Annotated in this window: 20 protein-coding genes; 18 read left to right on the forward strand and 2 right to left on the reverse strand. The window is 66.3% G+C overall.

What is annotated here, in order from left to right:
• The first annotated feature begins 1 nt into the window (after position 1).
• Genes cobN through cobJ form a run of 5 tightly spaced genes read left to right on the forward strand, consistent with a single transcriptional unit; the run spans position 2 to position 6893 of the window.
• The gene (cobN, locus tag AB4097_RS09555; protein WP_442038824.1) at positions 2-3466 is read left to right on the forward strand and encodes a cobaltochelatase subunit CobN; all 3465 of its coding nucleotides are present in this window, start codon (positions 2-4) and stop codon (positions 3464-3466) included.
• Entirely contained in the window at positions 3463-4758 is a 1296-nt protein-coding gene (cobG, locus tag AB4097_RS09560; protein ID WP_442038826.1) for a precorrin-3B synthase, read from the forward strand. Before cobN ends, cobG begins: the two co-directional genes overlap by 4 nt.
• On the forward strand, positions 4755-5384 hold the full coding sequence (locus AB4097_RS09565; protein WP_442038828.1) for a precorrin-8X methylmutase: 630 nt from the start codon (positions 4755-4757) through the stop codon (positions 5382-5384). The genes cobG and AB4097_RS09565 overlap by 4 nt, the downstream gene beginning before the upstream one ends.
• 4 nt (positions 5385-5388) lie before the next feature.
• The gene (locus AB4097_RS09570) at positions 5389-6132 is read left to right on the forward strand and encodes a precorrin-2 C(20)-methyltransferase (RefSeq protein ID WP_442038830.1); all 744 of its coding nucleotides are present in this window, start codon (positions 5389-5391) and stop codon (positions 6130-6132) included.
• Positions 6129-6893 carry a precorrin-3B C(17)-methyltransferase gene (gene cobJ / locus AB4097_RS09575; protein WP_442038832.1) on the forward strand — a complete coding sequence of 255 codons (765 nt, stop codon included), beginning with the start codon at positions 6129-6131 and terminating at the stop codon, positions 6891-6893. Before AB4097_RS09570 ends, cobJ begins: the two co-directional genes overlap by 4 nt.
• On the opposite strand, the gene AB4097_RS09580 is transcribed toward cobJ, so the two are convergent.
• Positions 6875-7627 carry a cobalt-precorrin-6A reductase gene (locus tag AB4097_RS09580; protein WP_442038834.1) on the reverse strand — a complete coding sequence of 251 codons (753 nt, stop codon included), beginning with the start codon at positions 7625-7627 and terminating at the stop codon, positions 6875-6877. The genes cobJ and AB4097_RS09580 overlap by 19 nt on opposite strands.
• A gap of 37 nt (positions 7628-7664) precedes the next feature.
• Between AB4097_RS09580 and cbiE the strand changes: the two genes are divergently transcribed.
• Genes cbiE through cobM form a run of 3 tightly spaced genes read left to right on the forward strand, consistent with a single transcriptional unit; the run spans position 7665 to position 10026 of the window.
• A complete protein-coding gene (gene cbiE / locus AB4097_RS09585; protein WP_442038836.1) occupies positions 7665-8879 on the forward strand; it encodes a precorrin-6y C5,15-methyltransferase (decarboxylating) subunit CbiE in 1215 nt (404 codons plus the stop codon).
• Positions 8876-9262, forward strand: a complete 387-nt coding sequence (locus AB4097_RS09590) for a cobalamin biosynthesis protein (RefSeq protein ID WP_442038838.1) — start codon at positions 8876-8878, stop codon at positions 9260-9262. The genes cbiE and AB4097_RS09590 overlap by 4 nt, the downstream gene beginning before the upstream one ends.
• Positions 9259-10026 carry a precorrin-4 C(11)-methyltransferase gene (gene cobM, locus AB4097_RS09595; protein ID WP_442038840.1) on the forward strand — a complete coding sequence of 256 codons (768 nt, stop codon included), beginning with the start codon at positions 9259-9261 and terminating at the stop codon, positions 10024-10026. The genes AB4097_RS09590 and cobM overlap by 4 nt, the downstream gene beginning before the upstream one ends.
• A gap of 11 nt (positions 10027-10037) precedes the next feature.
• On the opposite strand, the gene AB4097_RS09600 is transcribed toward cobM, so the two are convergent.
• Positions 10038-11141 carry a cobalt-precorrin-5B (C(1))-methyltransferase gene (locus tag AB4097_RS09600; RefSeq protein WP_442038842.1) on the reverse strand — a complete coding sequence of 368 codons (1104 nt, stop codon included), beginning with the start codon at positions 11139-11141 and terminating at the stop codon, positions 10038-10040.
• A gap of 71 nt (positions 11142-11212) precedes the next feature.
• Here AB4097_RS09600 and cobA point away from each other — a divergent pair, with 71 nt between their 5' ends.
• The 10 genes from cobA to AB4097_RS09650 all read left to right on the forward strand — a co-directional run bounded on the left by cobA (position 11213) and on the right by AB4097_RS09650 (position 22474).
• Entirely contained in the window at positions 11213-12007 is a 795-nt protein-coding gene (gene cobA / locus AB4097_RS09605) for a uroporphyrinogen-III C-methyltransferase (RefSeq protein WP_442038844.1), read from the forward strand.
• Positions 12004-13326, forward strand: coding sequence for a cobyrinate a,c-diamide synthase (locus AB4097_RS09610; protein ID WP_442038846.1), 1323 nt, complete (start codon positions 12004-12006; stop codon positions 13324-13326). Before cobA ends, AB4097_RS09610 begins: the two co-directional genes overlap by 4 nt.
• A 193-nt stretch (positions 13327-13519) precedes the next feature.
• Complete coding sequence (locus AB4097_RS09615; RefSeq protein ID WP_442038848.1) at positions 13520-13723, forward strand: hypothetical protein; 204 nt, start codon at positions 13520-13522, stop codon at positions 13721-13723.
• Positions 13724-13947: 224 nt separating this feature from the next.
• Positions 13948-15939: an AMP-dependent synthetase/ligase gene (locus AB4097_RS09620; RefSeq protein WP_442038894.1), complete on the forward strand. Its 1992-nt coding sequence runs from the start codon at positions 13948-13950 to the stop codon at positions 15937-15939.
• Positions 15936-16736: an ABC transporter ATP-binding protein gene (locus tag AB4097_RS09625; protein WP_442038850.1), complete on the forward strand. Its 801-nt coding sequence runs from the start codon at positions 15936-15938 to the stop codon at positions 16734-16736. The genes AB4097_RS09620 and AB4097_RS09625 overlap by 4 nt, the downstream gene beginning before the upstream one ends.
• Positions 16737-16749: 13 nt before the next feature.
• A complete protein-coding gene (locus AB4097_RS09630; RefSeq protein WP_442038896.1) occupies positions 16750-17706 on the forward strand; it encodes a branched-chain amino acid ABC transporter permease in 957 nt (318 codons plus the stop codon).
• 12 nt (positions 17707-17718) lie between these two features.
• The gene (locus tag AB4097_RS09635) at positions 17719-18804 is read left to right on the forward strand and encodes a branched-chain amino acid ABC transporter permease (RefSeq protein ID WP_442038852.1); all 1086 of its coding nucleotides are present in this window, start codon (positions 17719-17721) and stop codon (positions 18802-18804) included.
• A 76-nt stretch (positions 18805-18880) separates the two neighbouring features.
• Positions 18881-20203: an ABC transporter substrate-binding protein gene (locus tag AB4097_RS09640; protein WP_442038854.1), complete on the forward strand. Its 1323-nt coding sequence runs from the start codon at positions 18881-18883 to the stop codon at positions 20201-20203.
• A 163-nt stretch (positions 20204-20366) separates the two neighbouring features.
• The gene (locus AB4097_RS09645) at positions 20367-21215 is read left to right on the forward strand and encodes an ABC transporter ATP-binding protein (protein ID WP_442038856.1); all 849 of its coding nucleotides are present in this window, start codon (positions 20367-20369) and stop codon (positions 21213-21215) included.
• A gap of 26 nt (positions 21216-21241) precedes the next feature.
• Positions 21242-22474 (forward strand): phenylacetate--CoA ligase family protein, encoded by a 1233-nt coding sequence (locus AB4097_RS09650; RefSeq protein ID WP_442038858.1) that lies wholly within the window; start codon positions 21242-21244, stop codon positions 22472-22474.
• Positions 22475-22657: the final 183 nt, after the last annotated feature.

Raw genomic sequence — 22657 nt, forward strand, 5'->3', positions numbered from 1 at the left:
CATGCACCTCCTCCCGGTCACAGCGATTTCCCTCGACGAGAGCGGGGGAGCCACGGACCTCCAGCAGCCGACGGGGGATATCGTGGTCCTGTCCTTCGCGGACAGCGACCTCGGATCGCTGGCGGCCGCCCAACGTCTGAAGGCAGGCGGGACAACGCTCCGCCTCGCCTCGCTCCGCCGCCTGCGCCATCCTCTGTCCGTCGATCTCTACATCGAGAAGACCGCGTCGAAAGCGCGCTTCGTTCTCGTGCGCTGCCTCGGCGGCCTCGATTACTGGCGCTACGGCATCGAGCGCCTCTCGCGGGCCTGCCGCTCCCATGGGGTGAAGCTCGCGGTGCTGCCCGGCGACGACCGCCCCGATCCGCAGCTGGCGGCCCATTCGACTGTGCCGCTGGCGCTCTGCGACGAGCTGGAAGCGTATTTCCTGGCCGGCGGCATCGACAACATGCGCCGCCTTCTCGCACGCATCAGTGTTGAGATCGGTGAGCCCGATGCAGCTGCGGAACCACCGCGCACCGTGCCTCGCGCTTTCGCGTGGGTCGCGGGATATCCTTCAGACAGACATTCCAATCACAGCCCTCATCCTGAGGAGCGGCCGTCAGGCTGCGTCTCGAAGGAGGTTCCAGCACGCACTGGATCCTCCTTCGAGACGGTCGCTCTGCGACCTCCTCAGGATGAGGGCCATGGGATCGAACCCGGCAGCATCATCGAGCCCGGAGCCATCCTCTCCCGCCTCCCCAGCGAACTCCCCCTCGCCTATCTCCTCGTCTACCGCTCCGCCGTTCTTTCGGGCGACACGCAGGCCATCGAAGCACTCGCGGCGGCCCTTGCGAAGCGTGGCATCGGCTCGCTCATCCTGGCCGTGTCGAGTCTGAAGGACCCGGAGGCGGTCGCTGTCGTTCGGCGAGCAATCCAGGCCCGCCATCCCGACATCATCGTCACGACCACGGCCTTCTCATCCCGCGATGATGAACGGTTCGTCCTCGACGAGGCCGTTTGCCCGATCCTGCAGGCGATTCCTGTCGGCAGCGCCAAGGAGGCCTGGGAGGCCTCTCCGCGTGGATTATCAGCCGCCGATCTCGCCATGCAGATCGCGCTTCCCGAATTCGACGGCCGCATCGCCGCTGGCCCCATCTCGTTCAAAGCCGAGGAGCCTGCCGATCCCACGCTCGCGTTCTCGCGCCGGCTTCAGGCGCCGGATGCGAGCAGCATCGATTCCGTTGCCGACATGGCAGCCGCATGGGTGCGCCTTGCCCGCACCCCGCGTCACGAGCGGCGGCTCGCGCTGGTTCTCTCCGATTATCCCGCTCGCGGCGGACGCGCCGGTTTCGCCGTTGGGCTCGATACCCCGGCCAGCGCCTGCGCGATCCTCGATCTTCTCGTGCAAGCCGGTTTTGCGGCCGGGCGGAGTTTCACGGCCGAAGACCTCATGCCGCTTCTCACCGAAGCCGAGCCTTCGTACGAAGTTCCTCTGTCCTGCTATCGCGCATGGCTCGACATGCTGGCGGCGGAACAGCGCGAGGCCATCGACGAGCGCTGGGGCCGGCCTGAAAACGATCCTGCATTCGCCGACGGAGCCTTCCGATTCCGCGCGCTTCGCGCCGGAAACGTTCTCGTCGCGCTGCAACCGGACCGGGGCCACGGCCTCGACCGCAAGGGCTTCTACCACGATCCCGAATGCCCGCCGAGCCACGGCTACCTGGCCTTCTATTGCGGCCTGAGAACGCTCGAGCGCATTCATGCGCTCGTCCATCTCGGCACCCACGGCACCACCGAATGGCTGCCCGGCAAGGCGGTGGCGTTGTCCACTGCCTGCTGGCCCCGCCTCACCATCGGCGACGTCCCGGTGATCTACCCATTCATCGTCGACGATCCGGGCGAGGCCGCGCCCGCCAAGCGCCGCATTGGGGCCGTCACCGTGGGCCACCTCACGCCGCAGACAACGGAGGCAGGCCTGCACGGTGAGGCCGGCGCCTTGCGCGAACTGGTGGAGGAATTCTCCTCCGCGCAGGTGCTCCATCCCGGGCGAGCCGAACTCGTTGCGAAGGAGATTCTCGAGCGCGCCCAAACAAGCGGCCTCGCGTCCGCCTGCGGCGTCGAAGACGGCATGGCGATGGACGAGGCATTGACGCGTCTCGACGCGCATCTCTGCGATCTCGGTGAGGTGACGATCCGCGATGGGCTACACATCTTCGGCAGCGCCCCCGCCGGGTTTGAGACCTGCTCCATCGGCGAGCGCGAGGGGTTGCTGAAAGCGCTCGATGGCCGCTTCGTCGTGCCCGGCCCGTCCGGTTCGCCCTCGCGCGGCCAGATCAACGTGCTCCCCACCGGCCGCAATCTCGCGACCCTCGACCCTCGGTCGATCCCGACCCGCGCCGCCACGGAGCTTGGGCATCGCGCGGCGGCCGAGGTGGTGCGCCGCCACTTGCAGGAGGAAGGCGACTGGCCGCGCCGGATCGCCATGGACCTCTGGGCCTCTCCGACCTTGCGCTCCGGCGGCGAGGACATCGCCCATGCGCTGGCCCTCATGGGCGTGTGCCCGACCTGGGACCATGCCTCGACCCGCGTGACCGGGTTCGAAATCGTGCCGCAGCCGCTCATGGACCGGCCCCGCGCCGACGTGACCCTGCGCGTCTCCGGCGCCTTCCGCGACACGTTCCCGGATCAGGTCGCGCTCCTCGATCAGGCCGCTCGCGCGGTCGCCGCGCTCGACGAGGACGACGAGTGGAATGAACTCGCCGCCGCGAGACGGCGCGGCGAGGCCCTGTCCCGTGTCTTCGGCTCCGCGCCCGGCACCTATGGGGCGGGCGTGTCCGTCCAGGCACTCGACGGCGACTGGACGACGAGGCACGACCTGGGACGCACCTATCTCAACGGAACATCCCATGCCTTCGGTGCCGGAGGCGAGGCCCGCGTCGATGAGAGCTTCCCGCAGCGCGTCGAGCGGGCCGAAGCCTTCGTGCATGTGAGCGATGTGGCCGAGCGCGACATCCTGGACGGCGATTCCGCCGCCGATGCCATCGGTGGCTTCGCGGCGGCGGCCCAGTCGCTCGGCGCTTCGCCCGCCGTCTACAGCCTCGACACGAGCCGTCCGCAACAGCCGAAAGCCCGCACGCTCAGGGAAGACGTGGACCGCCTCGTCCGCGGCCGCCTGACGAACCCGCGCTGGATCGCCGGTCAGCTGCGCCACGGCTGGCGCGGCGCGGCCGAGATCGCTCAAGGCATCGATGCGCTCTTCGCCTTCGCGGCGACCACCGATGCCGTCCAGGGAGAATCCCTCGATCTCGTCTTCACGGCGCTCATCGCCGACGAGCCGACCTGGAAACAGATTGGAACTGCCAATCCGGCCGCCGCGCAGGCGATCCGCGACCGCCTTGCCGACGCACGCCATCGCGGCCTATGGCCGAGCCGCCTCAATTCCGTTGCAGCCTTCTTCGACGATGAGCGAAAGGAGGCCGCTGAATGAGCGCGCAGCCTGTCAGCGAAAGGCGCCGAGGATGGTGCCCGGGCGTGCGCCGGCCCATGGTAACAGGCGACGGTCTGCTGGTGCGCCTGCATCCGCTCAATGGCAGGCTCACGACCGATCAGGCGCGCCTCGTTGCCGAGGCGGCACGCGAGTACGGGAACGGCCATCTGGACATCACCGCGCGCGGCAACCTGCAGATTCGCGGCGTGAGCGACAAAACCTACCCTGCCCTGCTCGCCCTCCTCGAACACGAGGGGCTGGCCGAGCCCGAGGGCGACGGCCCGAACCGTCTGACCGCAGTGTCCCCGCTCGCCGGTCTCGATCCTATGGACCATTGCGATGCACTCGCCCTCGCGCAGGCCATCGAGGATAAAGCTGGTCGCCTGGAAGGGCTGCCCGCGAAATTCTTCGTCGCCGTCGATGGTGGCGGCTCCATGCCTCTGGATGGCATTGGTGCCGATCTTCATCTTGTTGCGGTAGGCGAGAATGTCGTAACTTTCGGCTGCGTCACGTCCAACGGCCTTCAGTGGATCGGTATCGCCAGCTTGGCCCGCGCTCCCGAAGCGGCTCTCTCTCTCCTGGCTGGTTTCGCGGGCATGCGCCTCTCGGGCAGAACCGAAGCGCGCAGGCTGCGCGATCTTGAGCCCGATCTTGCCGAGGGGCTTGTTGCCTCGGTGGCCCTCGCACCCGCCGTACTCCCCCGGAAACGCTCTGCCGTTCGCCCTGCCGGCAGGTTTGCCATCGGCGACAAGGATGCCGTCCTTCTCGCCCTGCCTTTCGGGCGCTGCAACACTGCGCAACTGAACCTAGCTGCGGATTGGAGCGAGTCCTTCGGCTGCGGCGAAATCCGGCTGTCCTTTACCCGTGGCCTTCTGCTGCCGGGCGTTGCGGGCGAGCGTGAACCGACGCTGATCGCGGAAGCCTCCCGCGCAGGCTTCATCACCGACGCCAGCGACCCTCGCCTGATGCTGATCGCCTGCCCCGGCAAGCCGGATTGCGCAAGCGGCATGACTCCTGCCCCGGCAGACGCCTTGCGGATCGCCGAAACCTGCGGCGGAATCCTGGCGCAAGGCACGTCCGTCCATGTCTCGGGCTGCCCGAAAGGCTGCGCCCATCCGGGAAAGGCCGATCTGACGCTGGTGGGACGCGCCGATGGCCGCTATGACGTCGTGCCCCATGGCTCCACCCGCGATATTTCCTCTCTGACCCTCTCCCTCGACGAGATTATGACCTGTTTATTGCCGAAGATTCCCACCGACCTGCGCCGCGCCGTTCCGGAGCACGCCCGATGAGCGCCCGCGACTACATCCGCGAGGGCGCGGAGATCTATCGCCGCTCCTTCGCGATCATCCGCTCGGAGGCCGATCTGTCGCGCTTTTCCGGCACGGCGGAGCGGGTGGTCGTCCGCATGATCCATGCCTGCGGCATGACCGACCTGCCGAAGGATGTCGACCTCTCGCCGGAATTCGCCGAGGTGGCGGAAGCGGCCTTGAGGCGTGGCGCGCCGATCCTGTGCGATGCCAAGATGGTGGCGAACGGCATCACCCGCGCCCGGCTGCTGGCGAACAACGAGGTGGTCTGCACCCTCGACGACCCACGCGTTCCTGCCCTCGCGGCGGAACTCGGCAACACCCGCTCGGCCGCCGCCATGGAGCTGTGGCGCGAGCGGATGGAGGGTGCCCTCGTGGTGTTCGGCAATGCGCCCACCGCCCTGTTCCATCTTCTCGAAATGCTCGATGCCGCCGCGCCGAAGCCTGCGGCGGTGATCGGCATTCCAGTCGGCTTCATCGGCGCCGCGGAATCGAAGGAGGCGCTCGCCCGTGACGGGCGCGTGCCGTACCTCGTCGTTCATGGACGACGCGGCGGCAGCGCCATGGCGGCAGCTGCAGTCAATGCTCTCGCGAACCCGGTCGAGTGAGCCGATGACCATGCAGGATCCCATCCGCCTCTTCGGGCTCGGTCTCGGCCCGGGCAATCCCGACTACATGACCGTGCGCGCCCGCAAGCTGCTGGAGACGGCCGACCGGCTCGTCCATTTCTGCAAGCGCGGGCGGCGCGGCAATGCCCGCACCATCGCGGATGCCATCGTGGGGCAAAACCCGGAGCGCGAAATCGCACTGGTCTATCCGGTCACGACCGAGATCCCGGCCGATCATCCCGATTACGCCGCTGCCCTCAACCCGTTCTACGAGGAAGCGGCCGCGCGCCTCCTCGCAGAGGTCGAGGCGGGGTACACAGTCGGAGTTCTGTGCGAAGGCGATCCCTTCTTCTACGGCTCCTTCATGCATCTCTGGTGGCGACTGAAGGACCGTATACCGATTGAAGTCGTACCGGCCGTCACCGCCATGTCGGGCGCCTGGACCCGAGCGGGTGCACCGATCACCTGGGGCGACGACGTGCTCACGGTCGTGCCCGGCACGTTGCCCGAGATGGAGCTGACGCACCGTCTCTCGGGCACCGATGCCGCCGTGGTCATGAAGCTCGGAAGCCACCTGCCGAAGGTGCGCGCGGTGCTTCAATCCACGGGCCTTTTCGAACGCGCCATCTACGTGGAACGCGCGACCATGGCGGAGGAGAGAATCGTTCCGCTGCCCGAACTGCCCGAGAATTGGGACGCGCCGTATTTCTCGCTCATCATCGTGCCGGGGCAAGGGAGGCGCGTATGACAGGCGTCCTCACCATCGTGGGCCTCGGCCCGGGCGATCCGCGCTATCTGACTCCTTCCGCCTCCGACGCGCTCGCCTCCGCGACCGACATCGTCGGTTACGGACCTTATGTGGACCGCGTGCCGGAACGGCCGGACCTGCGGCGGCACGCGTCCGACAACCGCGTCGAACTCGACCGCGCGCGCTTCGCGCTCGATCTTGCGGCGAAAGGTGCCCACGTCGCCGTGGTCTCCGGCGGCGATCCCGGCGTCTTCGCCATGGCGGCGGCCGTGTTTGAGGCGGTGGAGAATGGCGATCCATCCTGGCGCGGCCTCGACATCCGCGTGGAGCCCGGCATCACGGCGATGCTCGCGGCGGCGGCTCGCGTCGGCGCACCGCTCGGCGGCGATTTCTGCGCCATGTCGCTGTCCGACAACCTGAAGCCCTGGGAGATCGTCGAGGCGCGCCTGAGAGCCGCCGTTACGGCCGATTTCACGGTGGCGCTCTACAACCCCATTTCCTCCGCCCGGCCCTGGCAGCTCGGCGCGGCCTTCAAGATCGTCGCGGAGACGCGCGGGCCCGACACGCCGATCATCCTGGCCCGCGCGGTCGGACGCCCCGACGAGCGGATCGGGATCGTACCGCTCGCCGAGGTGGAAGCCTCCATGGCCGATATGTCGACCATCGTCATCGTCGGCGCCTCCACCACGCGGCTGATCGAGCGGCCTGACGGTGCGACACCTTACGTCTACACGCCGCGCTTCTACGGAGCACGGCCGTGAAGGTTCTCCAGCCAATCGAGCGCTGCGTCGGCACTCGCGACTTCATCGACACCCTGCGGCTTGTCCGGTCGCGCCACCATGACGACAGAAAGACCGAGCGACCGCGCCGCCGCGATCTTCGGATAGGTCGCCGATCCGCCGGAATTCTTGGTTACCACCACGTCGACGCGCTCGCGTTCCATCAGCACCCGCTCGGCATCTTCATGGAACGGCGCTCGATCCTGAACCGCGATGACGCCCGCCACCGGCAGGGCATCGCCGATGGGCTCGATGGTCCGCACGAGATAGGTGTGCTGCGGCGCTGCCGCGAAAGGAGCGAGTTCGAGACGGCCAACCGTGAGGAACACGCGTCGCGGAGACTCGCCCAAAGCCTGAACGGCCGCCTGCATCGAGGGCACATCGATCCATCGATCGCCTGCCTGGGCGGTCCAGGCCGGGCGGCGAAGGGCGAGCAGCGGCACCTGATCCAGGGCGCACGCCTCGGCCGCGTTGCGGGACATCACGGCCGCGAAGGGATGGGTCGCGTCGATCACAGCCTCGATACTCTCCTTACGCAGAAAAGCGGCAAGCCCCGCCACGCCTCCGAAGCCGCCGATTCGGGTCGGGATCGGCATGGGGCGCGGGTCGCTGGTGCGGCCGGCCATGGACAGGAGCGGGCTGACATCGGATCGGCCCGCAAGCCGCGCCGCGAGCGCGGAGGCTTCCGTGGTACCGCCCAGAATGAGGATGCGCATGCGTTCCTTTTCTCCGAATTCTGAGCAGGAGTCGAGCATGGCGCCGAACACACCCTGGCTCACCATCGTCGGCATCGGCGAGGATGGGCGCGCAGGCCTCTCCCCGGCGGCCCTGGCTGCTCTCGATCAGGCCGCATTCGTCATCGGCGGCACGCGCCATCTCGAGCTGGCCGCTCCCCTCTCCGGCCGAACACAACCATGGCCCAGCCCCTTCGCGGAGGCCTACGCGCTGATCCTCGACCGTCGCGGCGAACCGACCTGTGTTCTCGCGACCGGAGACCCGTTCCACTTCGGCGTCGGAGCGGAGCTTGCGCGTCTCATTCCGGCGGAGGAAATCGCCTGTTTTCCGCAACCCTCCGCCTTCAGCCTTGCGGCGTCGCGCCTTGGCTGGTCGCTGCCGGATTGCGATTGCGTGAGCCTGCACGGCAGGGCGTTGGAACGGATCATCCCCCATCTGCAGCCCGGCGCCCACATTCTTGCCCTCTCCTGGGACGGCTCGACGCCGGGCATGCTAGCGGAAGTACTGAAGACGCGCGGGTTCGGCGCCTCGGCGATTACCGTGTGCGAAGCCATGGGCGGTCCGCGCGAGCGCATCCGCCGCACGAATGCTGCCGATTTCGCCATCATGGAGATCGATCCGCTCAACACGGTCGCCATCGAGGTCGCGGCGTCAAGAGATGCGCGTATCGTCCCCCTCGCACCGGGACTGCCCGATGCCTTTTTCGAGAACGACGGCCAGCTCACCAAGGCGGAAATCCGTGCGCTGACCCTCGCGGCGCTCGCGCCGAAAGCCGGCGAGCTGCTGTGGGATATCGGCCTGGGCGCCGGCTCCGTCGGCATCGAATGGTGCCTGCGTCACCCCCGTAACCGCTGCATCGGAATCGAGGAGCGTACTGAGCGGGCCGAGCGGGCCTGGCGCAATGCGCAGGAACTCGGCGCAACGGCACTCGACATCCGTGTCGGACGCGCCCCGGAAGCACTGACCGACCTGCCGGCGCCGGATGCCATCTTCATTGGCGGCGGTGCGTCGGAAGCGGGCGTATTCGACGCCGCTTGGGCCGCGCTGAAACCCGGTGGGCGCCTCGTCGTCAACGGCGTCACGCTGGAGACCGAGACCCTGCTCGGCTCGCTCTACGCACGGCACGGCGGCACCATGCGGCGCTTGGCGGTCTCGCGCCTTGAACCCATCGGCGGCATGCATGGCTGGCGGGCGGCGATGCCTGTCACGCAATGGGTGGTGGTGAAGCCATGATCGTGGCAGGTATCGGATTCAGGCGCAGCGTCGCGGTCGAGGAGATCGTCGCGCTCGTGGAGCAGGCGTTGGAGCGTGCTTCACTCACGCGAAACGAGTTGTCCAAACTCGCGACCATTGATGCGCTGGCCGATGTACCTGCATTCACCGATGCAGCGCGCAAGCTCGCGGTTGTCGCGATAAGGGTTCGCGATCAAGACATGCTTGCAGCCGCACCTCGCGTACACACGCTGTCTGCACGTGCTCTCGCTGCTCACGGTGTTGGATCAGTGGCGGAAGCGGCCGCACTGGCCGCGGCGGGATCAGAAGCCGTTCTCGTTCTGACGCGCATCGCTTCCGCGTCCGTCACCTGCGCCCTTGCGCGCCTGGAGATCGCTCCATGACCGTTCATTTCATCGGAGCAGGCCCTGGCGCTGCCGATCTCATCACCGTGCGGGGTCGCTCCCTGATCGAACGCTGCCCTGTCTGCCTCTACGCAGGGTCCATCGTGCCGCCGGAGATCCTCTCCTGGTGCCCGCCCGGCGCCCGGCTCGTCGACACGGCCCCCCTCGATCTCGATGCCATCACGGCGGAATACGTGCGGGCTCACGAGAACGGTGAAGATGTGGCGCGGCTTCATTCCGGCGATCTTTCGATCTGGAGTGCCATGGGCGAGCAGTTGCGACGCCTCGATGCTCTCGGTATTCCCTACACGATCACGCCCGGCGTTCCGGCCTTCGCGGCCGCCGCCGCCGCATTGGGGCGCGAGCTCACGGTGCCGGAGGTCGGTCAATCGCTCGTCCTCACCCGCACCTCGGGCCGCGCCTCCGCCATGCCGGAGACAGAGCGTCTTGCCACCTTCGCGCAGACCAGGGCGACACTTGCCATTCACCTGTCGATCCACGTGATCGAACAGGTGGTCGAGGACCTGCTGCCCTTTTACGGGTCCGATTGTCCGGCGGCCGTCGTCTGGCGCGCGTCGTGGCCGGACGAGCGGGTGATCAAAGGGACGCTGTCCACCATCGCCGCCATGGTCCGCGCCGAGAAGCTGGAACGCACCGCGCTGATCCTGGTCGGACGAACTTTGGAGGCAAGAGACTTCCGCGAGAGCGCTCTTTACTCGACCGATTACGACCGCCGTTTTCGTCCTGGCGGGAATAGCCGATGAGCCGCGCGATGTCAGGCGACAGGGTGGAATGGCATGCGGCCGACAAGCTCTCCGTTGCGGTCGAACACCACGATCTCAAGGGCGATCTCGGCTCCGCGCAAGGCCTTGGCGGCCGTGCGCCAGGCATGCTGCGCCACCACGTCTCCGAGCGGAAGATCGAGGCTCTTTGCCATTTCCAGGACTTCGAGCGCCGTATTGGCGCTGCGTGCCTCCTCCACGACGCTCGCTCCCGCACCAGCCTCGGCGAGACGCTCGGCCAGCCAGTCAAGATCGACCGCGCCCGAGCGCGAGTGCAGGTCGAGCAATCCCTGTCCGAGCTTAGTCATCTTGGCGATGCCGCCCGCGATGGTCACGCGAGGAACCGGGTTGCGGCGCAGGTATTTCAGCATACCGCCGGCGAAGTCGCCCATGTCGATGAGGGCATGATCCGGCAGGTCGTGCAGGATCTGCACGGCCTTCTCGGAGGTCGAGCCTGTCGCGCCCGCCACATGATCGATGCCGCCCGCGCGGGCGACATCAATGCCCCGATAGATGCTGTGGATCCACGCGGAGCAGGAATAGGGCACCACCACACCGGTCGTGCCGAGGATCGACAGGCCGCCCAGGATGCCGAGGCGTGGGTTGAGGGTCTTCTGCGCGATCGCCTCCCCGCCCGGAATGGAGATCTCGACCTCGATATCCAGAGGCCCGCCGACGCTGCGCGCGGCTTCCTCCAGGTTGTCGCGGATCATCTGGCGCGGGGCCGGATTGATGGCGGGCTCGCCCGGCGGCAGGGGCAGACCGGCGCGGGTGACCGTGCCGACACCCTCGCCTGCACGGAATGTGATCCCGGAGCCCGGCGCACCGGCACGAACGGTCGCCACCACCAGAGCGCCGTGCGTCACGTCTGGATCGTCGCCCGCATCCTTGACGATTCCGACGCGCACGCCGCCGTCGCAAAATTCCTGCATAGCGAGACAGAAAGCCGGCCGCGCTCCGCCCGGAAGCACGATCTCAACGGGGTCGGGAAAATCGCCTGTCCGCCATCCAAGGTACGCCGCCTTGGCCGCCGCCGTGGCGCAGGCGCCCGTGGTCCAGCCACGGCGCAACGATCCGGCGGGTTTACTCTCGTCCATACGCCCTCTTACATCGTCCCCATGAATTCCAACAGCCACCTCGTGGCCCCCGGCCCTGCCCGGAGGCCCGCATGACCTCCCTGTCCCGCCTCTCGCCCCCCTTCGCGCCGGGCACCGTCTGGCTCGTCGGCGCCGGTCCGGGCGATCCCGGCCTGCTCACGATCCATGCCCTGAACGCCCTCGCGGCGGCCGATGCCATCGTGTACGACGCCCTCGTCGATCCGGCCGTGCTGGCCCTGGCCCGCGAGGGAGCCACCCTCGAATTCGCCGGCAAGCGGGGCGGCAAGCCCTCCGCCGTCCAGCGCGATATTTGCGAGCGGCTGATCCAGCTCGCCCGCGAAGGCAAGCGGGTGCTGCGCCTCAAGGGCGGCGATCCCTTCATCTTCGGGCGTGGCGGCGAGGAAGCGCTGGCCCTGTCCGATGCCGGGATTTCCTTCCGCATCATTCCCGGCGTGTCGAGCGGCCTCGCGTCGCTTGCCATCCATGGCGTTCCGGCGACCATGCGCAAATCGAACCATGCGGTCATCCTCGCCACCGGTCATGCCGCTCCGGACAGCGAGATCGAGTGGGCCTCTCTTGCCCGGACCGGGGCGCCCATCGTACTTTACATGGCCGTGTCGAGCCTCCCGGCCATCGTGGCGCAGCTCATGGAAGGCGGGCTCGCGGGCCATACGCCGGCCTTGGCCGTGCACGGGGCGACGACCGCCAAGGAAAGCGTCGTGGAAGGAACCCTCGAAACCCTGCCGAAGCTGGCGGAGGAAGGGCTCATCCGCTCGCCGGCCATCGTCGCCATCGGGGCCATCGCGGCCTTCCGCTCAGCCATCGCCAATCATCTGCTCGAATTCGGCAGCGAGGCCGCCCAATGAGCGTCGCGCCGGGCCTCCTCATCGCGGCGCCGCGCTCCGGCTCCGGCAAGACGACCGTCGTGCTCGGGCTCCAACGCGCCTTGGCCCGGCGGGGCCTGCGGGTGCGCGGCATGAAATGCGGGCCGGATTACATCGATCCCGCCTTCCACGCCGCAGCCACGAGTGCGCCGAGCTTCAACCTCGACAGCTTCGCCATGAGCACCCCGCTCCTGGAAACCCTTGCATCCCAGGTGGCCGGCGACGCCGATCTTGTCCTCGCGGAAGGCTCCATGGGGCTCTTCGACGGCATCCGTCAGGAGACCGGACGGACCGGCGCCAGCGCCGACATCGCGGCCCTGTTCGGCTGGCCGGTGATCCTCGTCCTCGACGTGTCGGGCCATGCGCAATCGGCCGCCGCCGTTGCGCTCGGCTGCGCCCGGTTCGACCCTCGGATCGAGGTGGCCGGGGTGGTGCTGAACAAGGTCGCGAGCGAGCGCCACCGGAGGCTGGTCGAGGACGGCATGGCGCGGATCGGCCTGCCGGTCCTCGGCGCCATGACCCGCAACACGGAACTGACCCTGCCTGAGCGCCATCTCGGCCTCGTCCAGGCCGGCGAGACCGACGAGCTTGATAGACGTCTGGAACGACTTGCCGATGCGGTTGAAAACTCGCTCGACATCGACCGGCTCATCGTCCTCGCCCGCCCGACGCGGCTTCACGGCACCGGAAACGCCAAGCCGCTGCCGCCGCCGGGACAGCGAATCGCGCTCGCCTCGGACAAGGCCTTCTCCTTCGTCTATCCGCATGTGCTCTCAGGCTGGCGCGCCGCCGGCGCGGAGATCGTTCCCTTCTCCCCTCTGGCCGACGAACCACCGCCTGAGGATTGCGATGTCTGCTGGCTGCCCGGGGGATATCCCGAGCTTCACGCGGGGCGCATCGCCGGAGCGAAGCGCTTTCTCGATGGCCTCCGCCGCTTCGCCGAGACCAAGCCGGTCCACGGCGAGTGCGGGGGCTACATGGTTCTCGGCCGATCACTGGAGGATGGCGACGGGAACACGCATCCCATGGCGGGCCTCCTGCCGGTCGAGACGAGCTATGCCAAGCGCAAAATGCATCTCGGCTACCGGGTGGCGCACCTGCTCGGTGACGGGGCCATGGGTCGGGTGGGACAGCGCCTCGTCGGCCATGAATTCCATTATGCCGCGGTGACACAAAGCGATCCCTCGCGGGAGACCGCTTTCGCGGCGATCACGGATGCGGAAGGGAACGCTCTGGGCTTGGCCGGGCACCGCATCGGGCATGTGACCGGGAGCTTCTTCCACGTCATTGCGCACGGATAAAGACATCGTGACGCGGCGTGTGTCGGAAATGTCAAATCGCCATCGTTTTGCCTCAGCCATCCGGCTTGATCCGGGTGAACCTGGAAGGGGTCGGGGAGAACATCCAAGCTTGAGGGACTGACAGGCGACCTTCCCGCTCGCCCACAATCCGCCAAGCTCGCGTTCATCGCATCCCAAGGGGTTGGAGGCGCTGATGAAAGAGGCATTCCACATCGGACAGCTCGTCCGCATCGCCAAGCCGTCCTCGGGCAGCTCGGATCACCGCATCTATTGCATCGTCTGCTTCATGTCGGACGAGGATGAGGCGCGGCTCTATCGCATCAAGAACACGGTCGGCATCGAACGCATCGTCAGGTCCCACGAGATCGAGCCCGCCGCTCTGACCGCAGTGCCGTGACGCCGGACCTCCCTGACGGAGGCAGCTTCGCTCCGTCTATCGCCGTATTAGCCCATGGTAGCGGTGGCCGGCACCTTGCCGTCCTCTGACGGGCGCGACAGAATACCCCCCAACAAAGCCCGAACCGGGCAAGCCGGCACAGATCGGCGAACGCACGGGGACATCCCGTGCGCCAGAGGAAGCGAAGCCATACCACGCGTCTCGACGCGCGGCTGCCAGGGAGGGTGACGTCGTTGACGACGGCTGCGGATGCGCGCGCGGACACATTCCCGAAATTACTGGTGCGCAATGCGCGTGTCCGCCCGAAGCGCACCGCGTTTCGGCACAAGGATCTCGGCATCTGGCAATCCTGGACCTGGGGCGAGGTGCATGACATCGTCCGGGCCTATGCCTGCGGCCTGCAATCGCTGGGCCTGAAGCGCGGCGGCAAGATCGCCATCATCGGCTACAACCGCCCGTATCTCTACTGGAGCATCTGCGCCGCCCAATGGCTCGGCGCGATCCCGATCCCGGTCTATGCGGACTCGGTCGCGGAGGAGATGGCCTATGTGCTGGCCCATGCCGAGGTGACCCACGCGGCCGTGCAGGATCAGGAGCAGGTCGACAAGATCCTGTCCGTCTCGGACCAGCTGCCGCAGCTCGAACGCGTGCTCTACGACGAGCAGAAGGGCCTGCGCGACTACGATCATGGCCGGCTCCACTCCATCGAATCCGTCGTGGAAGAGGGCCGCGCCCGCCTGACCGATGCTGAGGAGGCCGCCGCCATCGATCAGGCGCTGCAGGACGGCAAAGGCTCCGACCTCGCCATCATTCTCTACACCTCCGGCACGACCGGGCGGCCGAAGGGCGTGATGCTGACCTCCGATGCGGTGATCGCCGCCGCGGAGATCGGCTGCGATTTCGACAAGCTCGACGAGACGGACGAGATCATCGCCTATCTGCCCATCGCCTGGGTCGGCGACCACATCTTCTCCTATGCGCAGGCGATCCTCTCGGGGCTTTGCGTCAACTGCCCTGAGAGCCCCGAGACCGTGGCGGAGGACCGCCGCGAGATCGGCGCGACCTACGTCTTCGCGCCGCCGCGCGTCTTCGAGAGCATGCTGACGCTGACCATGGTGCGCATCGAGGATGCGGGCGCCCTCAAGCGGCGCATGTTCCGCTTCTTCATCCGGCACGCCAACAAGGTGGGCGAGAAGATCCTGAATGGAGAGCCGGGCGTCGGCGCCTGGGACCGTCTGCTCTGGCAGATCGGCAACGTGCTGGTCTATGCGCCCTTACGCAACCGCTTCGGCATGACGCGGGTGAAGGTCGGCTACACGGCGGGCGAGGCCATCGGGCCGGAGATCTTCCGCTTCTATCGCTCCATCGGCGTGAACCTGAAGCAGCTCTATGGGCAGACGGAGGCATCCGTCTACATCACCATGCAGCCCAACGGCGAAATCCGCGCCGACACGGTGGGCCGCCCGGCCCCGCAGGTGGAGATCCGCATCGCCGACAACGGCGAGGTCCTCTACCGCTCGCCCGGCATCTTCGTGGGCTATTACAAGGACGATGAGAAGACGGCGGAGACGAAGACGCCGGACGGCTTCGTACATTCGGGCGATGCCGGCTTCTTCGACCAGAACGGCCATTTGAAGATCATCGACCGGGCAAAGGATGTCGGCCGAATGCGCGACGGCGCGCTCTTCCCGCCGAAATACGTCGAGAACAAGCTGAAATTCTATCCCAACATCAAGGAATCGGTCTGCTTCGGCGATGGGCGCGACTATGTGGCCGCCTTCATCAACATCGATCTCGTGGCGGTGAGCAACTGGGCCGAGCGGAACGGCGTGACCTACGCGTCCTACCAGGAACTCGCGGGCCATAAGCTGGTCTACGACATGATCGAGAAGCACGTGGACGAGGTGAACCGCTCGCTCGCCTCCGAGCCGCGCATGGGCGGGGCCCAGATCAGGCGCTTCCTCATCCTGCACAAGGAGCTCGATGCCGACGACGGCGAGCTCACGCGCACGCAGAAGGTGCGCCGCGGTTTCATCGCAGAGCGCTACGCGCCCCTCATCGACGCACTCTATGACGGCTCCAGCGAGGCCGACATTTCCACGGAAGTCACGTTCGAGGATGGGCGCAAGGGCGTGATCTCCGCGCGGGTCAGGATCAGGGACATGAAGCTCTACCCAACCACGGAGTCGGGACCGGTGCTGGAGGCGGCGGAATGAGAGCACCCGATCATCCTGTCATGGGCAAGGGCGATGTGCTGCTCGCCGTGGACAATGTCTCTCTCGGCTTCGGCGGCGTGAAGGCTCTCACCGACGTGTCGTTCGACATCCGCAAGAGTGAGATCCGCGCCATCATCGGGCCGAACGGCGCGGGCAAGACCTCGATGCTCAACTGCATCAACGGCTTCTACTATCCCACCGAAGGCCGCATCACCTTCAAGGGCGTCAAGCGGCCGAAGATGCGGCCCTACGAGGCCGCGCGCGGCGGCATCGCCCGCACGTTCCAGAACGTGGCCCTCTTCAAGAGCATGTCGACCCTCGACAACATCATGGCCGGCCGCTCGATCAAGATGCACTCGAACTTCTTCTGGCAGCTCTTCCGCCATGGCCCGGCCATGAAGGAGGAGGTCGAGCACCGCCGTTTCGTCGAGGAGATCATCGACTTTCTCGAGATCCAGCACATCAGGAAGGTTCCGGTCGGGCGCCTGCCCTACGGCCTTCAGAAGCGGGTCGAACTCGGGCGGGCCCTGGCCATGGAGCCGGAGCTGCTGCTTCTCGACGAGCCCATGGCGGGCATGAACCTCGAAGAGAAAGAGGACATGTCCCGCTTCATTCTGGAGGTGAACCAGCAATACGGCACCACCATCGCGCTGATCGAGCATGACATGGGCGTTGTGATGGACCTCTCCGACCGGGTCGTGGTGCTGGAATACGGCCGCAAGATCGCCGACGGCACGCCGGCCGAGGTCAAGAGCAACCAGCGCGTGATCGACGCCTATCTCGGCGTGGCGCATTGAAGGGTTCTTGACGATGGACATGCTCTACAAGGTCTTCATCGAACCCTTCGTCTTCATGGGCGAGGCGCCGGATCTCCTGATCCAGACCCTTTGGGAAGGTCTCGTCTCGGGCGTACTCTACGCCCTGATCGCGCTCGGCTTCGTGCTCATCTTCAAGGCCTCCGGGGTGTTCAACTTCGCCCAGGGCATCATGGTCGTGTTCGCCGCCCTGATCCTGGTCGGCCTCTACGAGAAGGGGGTGCCGGCTTTCCTGGCGCTCGTCCTGGCGGCTCTCGCCATGCTCATTCTCGCCATGGTGGTCGAGCGGGTGGTGCTTCGTCCGCTCGTCAACCAGCCCGACATCATCCTCTTCATGGCGACCTTCGGGCTCACCTATTTCCTCATCGGCTTCGGCGAGCTCATCTTCGGCGGCAGCCCGAGGGAAATGATCACGGAGCAGCTCTTCCTGCCTCAGGGCACGACGGAGGTGGAGATGCTCGGAGGCATGGTGCGCTTCCAGCATCTCGACATCGCCGCCGCAATCATCGCGTCGATCATGATCGGCCTGCTCGCCGTGTTCTTCTCCAAGACGCGCATCGGCCGGGCGCTCCGCGCCGTAGCCGACAGCCACAAGGCGGCGCTCTCCGTGGGCATCTCGCTCAACCAGATCTGGGTGATCGTGTGGTTCGCCGCCGGCGTCGTGGCGCTGGTGGCGGGCATCATGTGGGGTGCGCGCTCCGGCGTGTCGTTCTCGCTCCAGGTCATCGCGCTCAAGGCGTTGCCCGTGCTCATCCTCGGCGGCTTCACATCGATCCCCGGTGCCATCATCGGCGGGCTTATCGTCGGGGTCGGCGAGAAGCTCGGGGAATTCTACTGGGGGCCGCTGGTCGGCGGCGGCGTCGAGACGTGGCTCGCCTACGTCATCGCCCTCCTCTTCCTGCTCTACAGGCCGCAGGGTCTGTTCGGCGAAAAGATCATCGAACGGATTTAGGGAGACGTCTCAGTGCTCTACCGCGAGGCCGGCCAGTTCAAGACCAACTACGTCGCGGACAGCGCGATCTTCCCCTTGCGGGAAGACCGGATCGGACTGGCGCTCATCATCCTGGCCGCCTATGCGCTCGCCTTTTTCGGCAGCAACTTCCTGCTCCAGGCGGTGCTGATCCCGTTCCTGGTATTCTCCCTCGCGGCCATCGGCCTCAACATCCTCACCGGCTATACGGGCCTTCTGTCGCTCGGCACCGGCGCCTTCATGGGTGTGGGCGCCTATGCCTGCTACAAGCTGATGACGGCCTTCCCGGGCGTGAACGTGATCGTCTGGATCTTCGTGTCGGGCTTCTTCTCCGCCGCGATCGGCGCCCTGTTCGGCCTACCTTCCTTACGCATCAAGGGCTTCTACCTGGCGGTCGCGACGCTTGCCGCCCAGTTCTTCCTGCAATGGTGCTTCATCCGTATCCCGTGGCTCGTGAACTACAATGTCTCGGGCGCGCTCGACGCGCCCTTACGCACCCTCTTCGGCGTTCCGATCATGGGGCCGAACGCGACGCCGCAGACGCGCTACTTGGTGGTGCTGACCATCGTGATCCTCCTCACCTGGCTCGCCTCGAACCTCATCCACGGCCGCATCGGGCGCATGTGGATCGCGATCCGCGACATGGATCTCGCGGCCGAGCTCATGGGCATTCGGCCGCTCCAGACGAAGCTCCTCGCCTTCGCGGTTTCGTCCTATTACTGCGGCGTCGCCGGCGCGCTGCTCGTCTTCCTTTGGTATGGCGGCGCGGAATACGACGTGTTCAACATCAACCAGTCCTTCTTCATGCTGTTCATGGTGATCATCGGAGGATTGGGGAGCCTCATCGGCTCGTTCTTCGGCGCGGCGCTGATCTTCATCCTGCCCATCGTGCTCGGCATCGTGCTTCCGGCCATGCTGTCGCCCTTCGGCCTCTCGGTCGGAGCCGACGTCATCGAGCATCTGCGCTTCATGATCGTGGGCGCGCTCATCATCTTTTTCCTGATCGTGGAACCGCACGGCCTYGCGCGGCTCTGGCAGATCGGCAAGCAGAAGCTCCTGGTCTGGCCGTTCCCCTACTGACGACCGGACCCAAAGGAGACGGAACAGGCAACAAGAAGTCGGCTTCTCGGCCGATACAATGGGAGGAAACGCAACCATGTCGTTTCGCAAATTAAGCCTTGGACTCGCCACCGCGACGATGCTCGCGGGCACTGCCCTGCCCGCCTTCGCGCAGGATTCGATCTACGTCCCCCTCTTCACCTATCGCACCGGCCCCTTCGCGGGCTCGGGCACCTTCATCGCCGACGGCATGCACGACTATCTCGAGATGCTGAACCAGCGCGACGGCGGCATCGGCGGCGTGAAGCTCGTGCTGGAGGAATGCGAGACCGGCTACGACACCAAGAAAGGCGTCGAATGCTACGAGGCCGTGAAGGGCAAGAACCCGGTCGTCGTCAATCCGTGGTCCACCGGCATCACGCTGCCGCTCATTCCGCGCGCCTCCGTGGACAAGATCCCGATCCTTTCCATGGCCTACGGCCTCTCGGCCTCGGCGCGCGGCGACATCTTCCCCTGGGTGTTCAACCCGCCGGACACCTATTGGGACGGCCTGTCGATGATCATCAAGTATATCGGCCAGAAGGAAGGCGGCCTCGAGAAGCTGAAAGGCAAGAAGATCGGCTTCATCCATCTCGACGCCGCCTTCGGCAAGGAGCCGGTCCCGCTGCTCCAGGAACTCGCCAAGGACATCGGCTTCGAGGTGGCGCTCTATCCCGTCGCCGCCCAGGACATGCAGAACCAGTCCTCGCAATGGCTCTCGGCGCGCCGCGACCGGCCCGACTACATGATCATGTGGGGCTGGGGCTCCATGAACGGCGCGGCGATCAAGGAAGCGGTGCGCTCAGGCTACCCGATGGACAAGTTCTACTCGGTCTGGTGGCCGGGCGAGGACGACGCCCGGAGCGGCGGCGGCGGCGCCAAGGGCTTCAAGATGCTCAACTGGCACGCGGTGGGCACCAACTTCCCGGCGATCCAGGACATCCAGAAGCACGTGGTCGACAAGGGCATGTCCAAGGCCCAGAAGGACAAGGTCGGCGAGCTTCTCTACAATCGCGGAATCTACAACTCGCTGCTGATCGCCGAAGGCATCGCCCAGGCCCAGAAGATCACCGGCAAGAAGACGGTGACCGGCGAGGACGTGCGCCGCGGCATGGAGAACATCAAGCTCGATCCAGCCCGACTGAAGGAACTGGGCCTCGAAGGCTTCACGGAGACCCTCACCTTGAGCTGCGCCGATCATAACGGCCATCGCCCCGCCTTCATGCAGGAATGGGACGGCGCGAAGTGGGTGAAGATTTCCGACCCCATCGAGCCCATGACCGACCGCGTGAAAGGCCAGCTCGACGCGGCCGCGAAGGACTATGCCGAGAAGAACGCCGGCTGGCCCAAGCGGACTGAGGCTTGCGACAAGGCAAGCTGATACGCCTCCACCGTCATCACCGGCCTTGTGCCGGTGATCCCAATTTATTGAAGCAGTATGCTCCTTAAATCGGGATGGCCGGGACAAGCCCGGCCATGACGGGAGGGGCGCCCACGACCTCGGTTCAACCACTTACGCAGACAGACATCTGAGGAACCATCTCATGTCCAATGCCATTCGGCCGGATGCCGACAATGCGCCAGCCCCGGCCGAAACCGTCCTGACCGTCAACAACATCGAGGTCGTCTACGACCATGTCATCCTCGTGCTGAAAGGCGTGTCCCTCAACGTTCCCAAGGGCGGCATCGTGGCGCTGCTCGGCGCGAACGGCGCTGGCAAGACGACGACGCTCAAGGCCATTTCCAACCTGCTCCACGCGGAGCGCGGCGAGGTGACGAAGGGGTCGATCGAATTCAAGGGCGAGCGGGTCGACAGGCTTTCGCCCAACGAACTGGTGCGGCGCGGCTGCATCCAGGTTCTCGAAGGCCGCCATTGCTTCGGCCATCTCACCATCGAGGAGAACCTGCTCACCGGCGCCTTCACGCGTCGGGACGGCAATGCCGCCATCCGGCGCGACCTGGAGGCGATCTACGACTATTTCCCGCGCCTGAAGCAGAGGCGCACCTCCATGGCGGGCTACACCTCCGGCGGCGAGCAGCAGATGTGCGCCATCGGCCGGGCGATGATGTCGCGCCCCTCCATGATCCTGCTCGACGAGCCGTCCATGGGTCTCGCGCCGCAGATCGTGGAAGAAATCTTCGAGATCGTGCGCATCCTCAACACGTCGGAGGGCGTGTCCTTCCTGCTCGCCGAGCAGAACACCAACATGGCGCTGAAATACGCCACCTACGGCTATATCCTGGAAACGGGCCGCGTCGTGATGGACGGACCAGCCCGGATGCTGCGCGAGAACGAGGACGTGAAGGAATTCTATCTTGGGGTTTCCGAGGGCGACCGCAAATCCTTCCGCGCCGTGAAAAGCTACAAGCGCCGCAAGCGCTGGCTGGCGTGACGCGTCAGAAAGTCAGGAATACAGCCTTGTCCGATACCTTCGACACCCTTGAGACCCGCGATCCCGCCGAGCGCGAAGCTGCACTCTGCGCCCGGCTGCCGGAGATCCTGAAGCAGGCGGCCAAAGCCCCCGCCTATGCGGAGCGCTTCGCAGGCATCGATCTCGACGGCATCAGGAGCCGCGAAGCGCTCGCCACCCTGCCGGTGCTGCGCAAATCCGAACTGCCGGGCCTGCAGAAAGCCGCCCTGCCCTTCGGCGGGTTTGTCTCCGGTGCGCCGGGCTCCTTCGGCCGCCTTTTCACGTCGCCCGGCCCGATCTTCGAGCCGGAAACCGATGCGCCGGATCCCTGGCGCGCGGCGCGCGGCCTTTTCGCCGCCGGGTTTCGGCGCGGCGACGTGGTGCTCAACACCTTCAGCTACCACCTGACCCCCGGTGGCTTCATCATGGATTCCGGCGCGCGCGCCCTCGGCTGCGCCGTCATCCCGGCGGGTCCTGGCAACACCGAGCAGCAATTCGAGCTGATCGAGGCCTATCGCCCCGTCGCGTTTTGCGGCACGCCGGATTTCCTGAAGATCCTGCTCGACGGCGCAGCATCGTCCGGCCGCGATGTTTCGTCCATCAGGCGCGCGCTCGTCTCCGGGGCGGCTTTTCCGAAGTCGCTGCAGGAAGAGTTTTCAGCGAAAGGCATCGAGGCCTACCAGGCCTATGCGACGGCAGATCTCGGCTTCATCGCCTACGAGACCTCGGCCCGCGAAGGGCTCGTCGTCAGTGAGGACGTCATCGTCGAGATCGTGCGGCCGGGCACGGGCGACCCTGTGCCGGAAGGCGACGTCGGCGAGATCGTCGTGACAACGCTCGATCCGCACCATCCTATCCTCCGCCTCGCTCTCGGGGACCTGACCGCGGCCATGAGCGGTCTCAGCCCCTGCGGCCGGACCAACATGCGCATCAAGGGATGGATGGGCCGCGCGGATCAAGCCACCAAGGTCAAGGGGATGTTCGTGCGGCCCGAGCAGGTGGCGGAGATCGGCCGGCGCCATCCCGAACTCGGCCGCCTGCGCCTCGTGGTCACCCGTGAGGGCGAGGCCGACGTCATGACGCTGATGGCGGAAACGGACGGCCCGACCGATGCTCTCGCGGCGTCGCTCGGAGCGTCGTTGCAGAACGTTCTCAAACTCAAGGGGCAGGTCTCGTTTGCACACCCCGGAAGCCTTCCGAACGACGGGAAGGTGATCGCGGACGAACGCACATTGGGCTGAGCGCCTACGTCCGAAAGCCAGCTTTGCAGCCATGCAGACATTGCCACGCTTGGGACGCTTGAACGCGGAATTCCCGCTTTTTAAGCTTAGGTACGACAGCGATTCGAGTTGAAAAGCGAGGAATTCCAAAAAAGAAAGAGCACCCGGAGGTGCTCTTTAAGGTGTCCGGCCGTAGGGGCAAAA

This window comes from Microvirga sp. 2MCAF35 (genome assembly GCF_052115545.1).
Taxonomy (GTDB): Bacteria; Pseudomonadota; Alphaproteobacteria; order Rhizobiales; family Beijerinckiaceae; genus Microvirga.

Coding starts and splice junctions, on each gene's coding strand:
- cobN (WP_442038824.1), top strand. CDS start 2: ATGCACCTCCTCCCGGTCACAGCGATTTCCCTCGACGAGAGCGGGGGA.
- cobG (WP_442038826.1), top strand. CDS start 3,463: ATGAGCGCGCAGCCTGTCAGCGAAAGGCGCCGAGGATGGTGCCCGGGC.
- AB4097_RS09565 (WP_442038828.1), top strand. CDS start 4,755: ATGAGCGCCCGCGACTACATCCGCGAGGGCGCGGAGATCTATCGCCGC.
- AB4097_RS09570 (WP_442038830.1), top strand. CDS start 5,389: ATGACCATGCAGGATCCCATCCGCCTCTTCGGGCTCGGTCTCGGCCCG.
- cobJ (WP_442038832.1), top strand. CDS start 6,129: ATGACAGGCGTCCTCACCATCGTGGGCCTCGGCCCGGGCGATCCGCGC.
- AB4097_RS09580 (WP_442038834.1), bottom strand. CDS start 7,627: ATGCGCATCCTCATTCTGGGCGGTACCACGGAAGCCTCCGCGCTCGCG.
- cbiE (WP_442038836.1), top strand. CDS start 7,665: ATGGCGCCGAACACACCCTGGCTCACCATCGTCGGCATCGGCGAGGAT.
- AB4097_RS09590 (WP_442038838.1), top strand. CDS start 8,876: ATGATCGTGGCAGGTATCGGATTCAGGCGCAGCGTCGCGGTCGAGGAG.
- cobM (WP_442038840.1), top strand. CDS start 9,259: ATGACCGTTCATTTCATCGGAGCAGGCCCTGGCGCTGCCGATCTCATC.
- AB4097_RS09600 (WP_442038842.1), bottom strand. CDS start 11,141: ATGGACGAGAGTAAACCCGCCGGATCGTTGCGCCGTGGCTGGACCACG.
- cobA (WP_442038844.1), top strand. CDS start 11,213: ATGACCTCCCTGTCCCGCCTCTCGCCCCCCTTCGCGCCGGGCACCGTC.
- AB4097_RS09610 (WP_442038846.1), top strand. CDS start 12,004: ATGAGCGTCGCGCCGGGCCTCCTCATCGCGGCGCCGCGCTCCGGCTCC.
- AB4097_RS09615 (WP_442038848.1), top strand. CDS start 13,520: ATGAAAGAGGCATTCCACATCGGACAGCTCGTCCGCATCGCCAAGCCG.
- AB4097_RS09625 (WP_442038850.1), top strand. CDS start 15,936: ATGAGAGCACCCGATCATCCTGTCATGGGCAAGGGCGATGTGCTGCTC.
- AB4097_RS09630 (WP_442038896.1), top strand. CDS start 16,750: ATGGACATGCTCTACAAGGTCTTCATCGAACCCTTCGTCTTCATGGGC.
- AB4097_RS09640 (WP_442038854.1), top strand. CDS start 18,881: ATGTCGTTTCGCAAATTAAGCCTTGGACTCGCCACCGCGACGATGCTC.
- AB4097_RS09645 (WP_442038856.1), top strand. CDS start 20,367: ATGTCCAATGCCATTCGGCCGGATGCCGACAATGCGCCAGCCCCGGCC.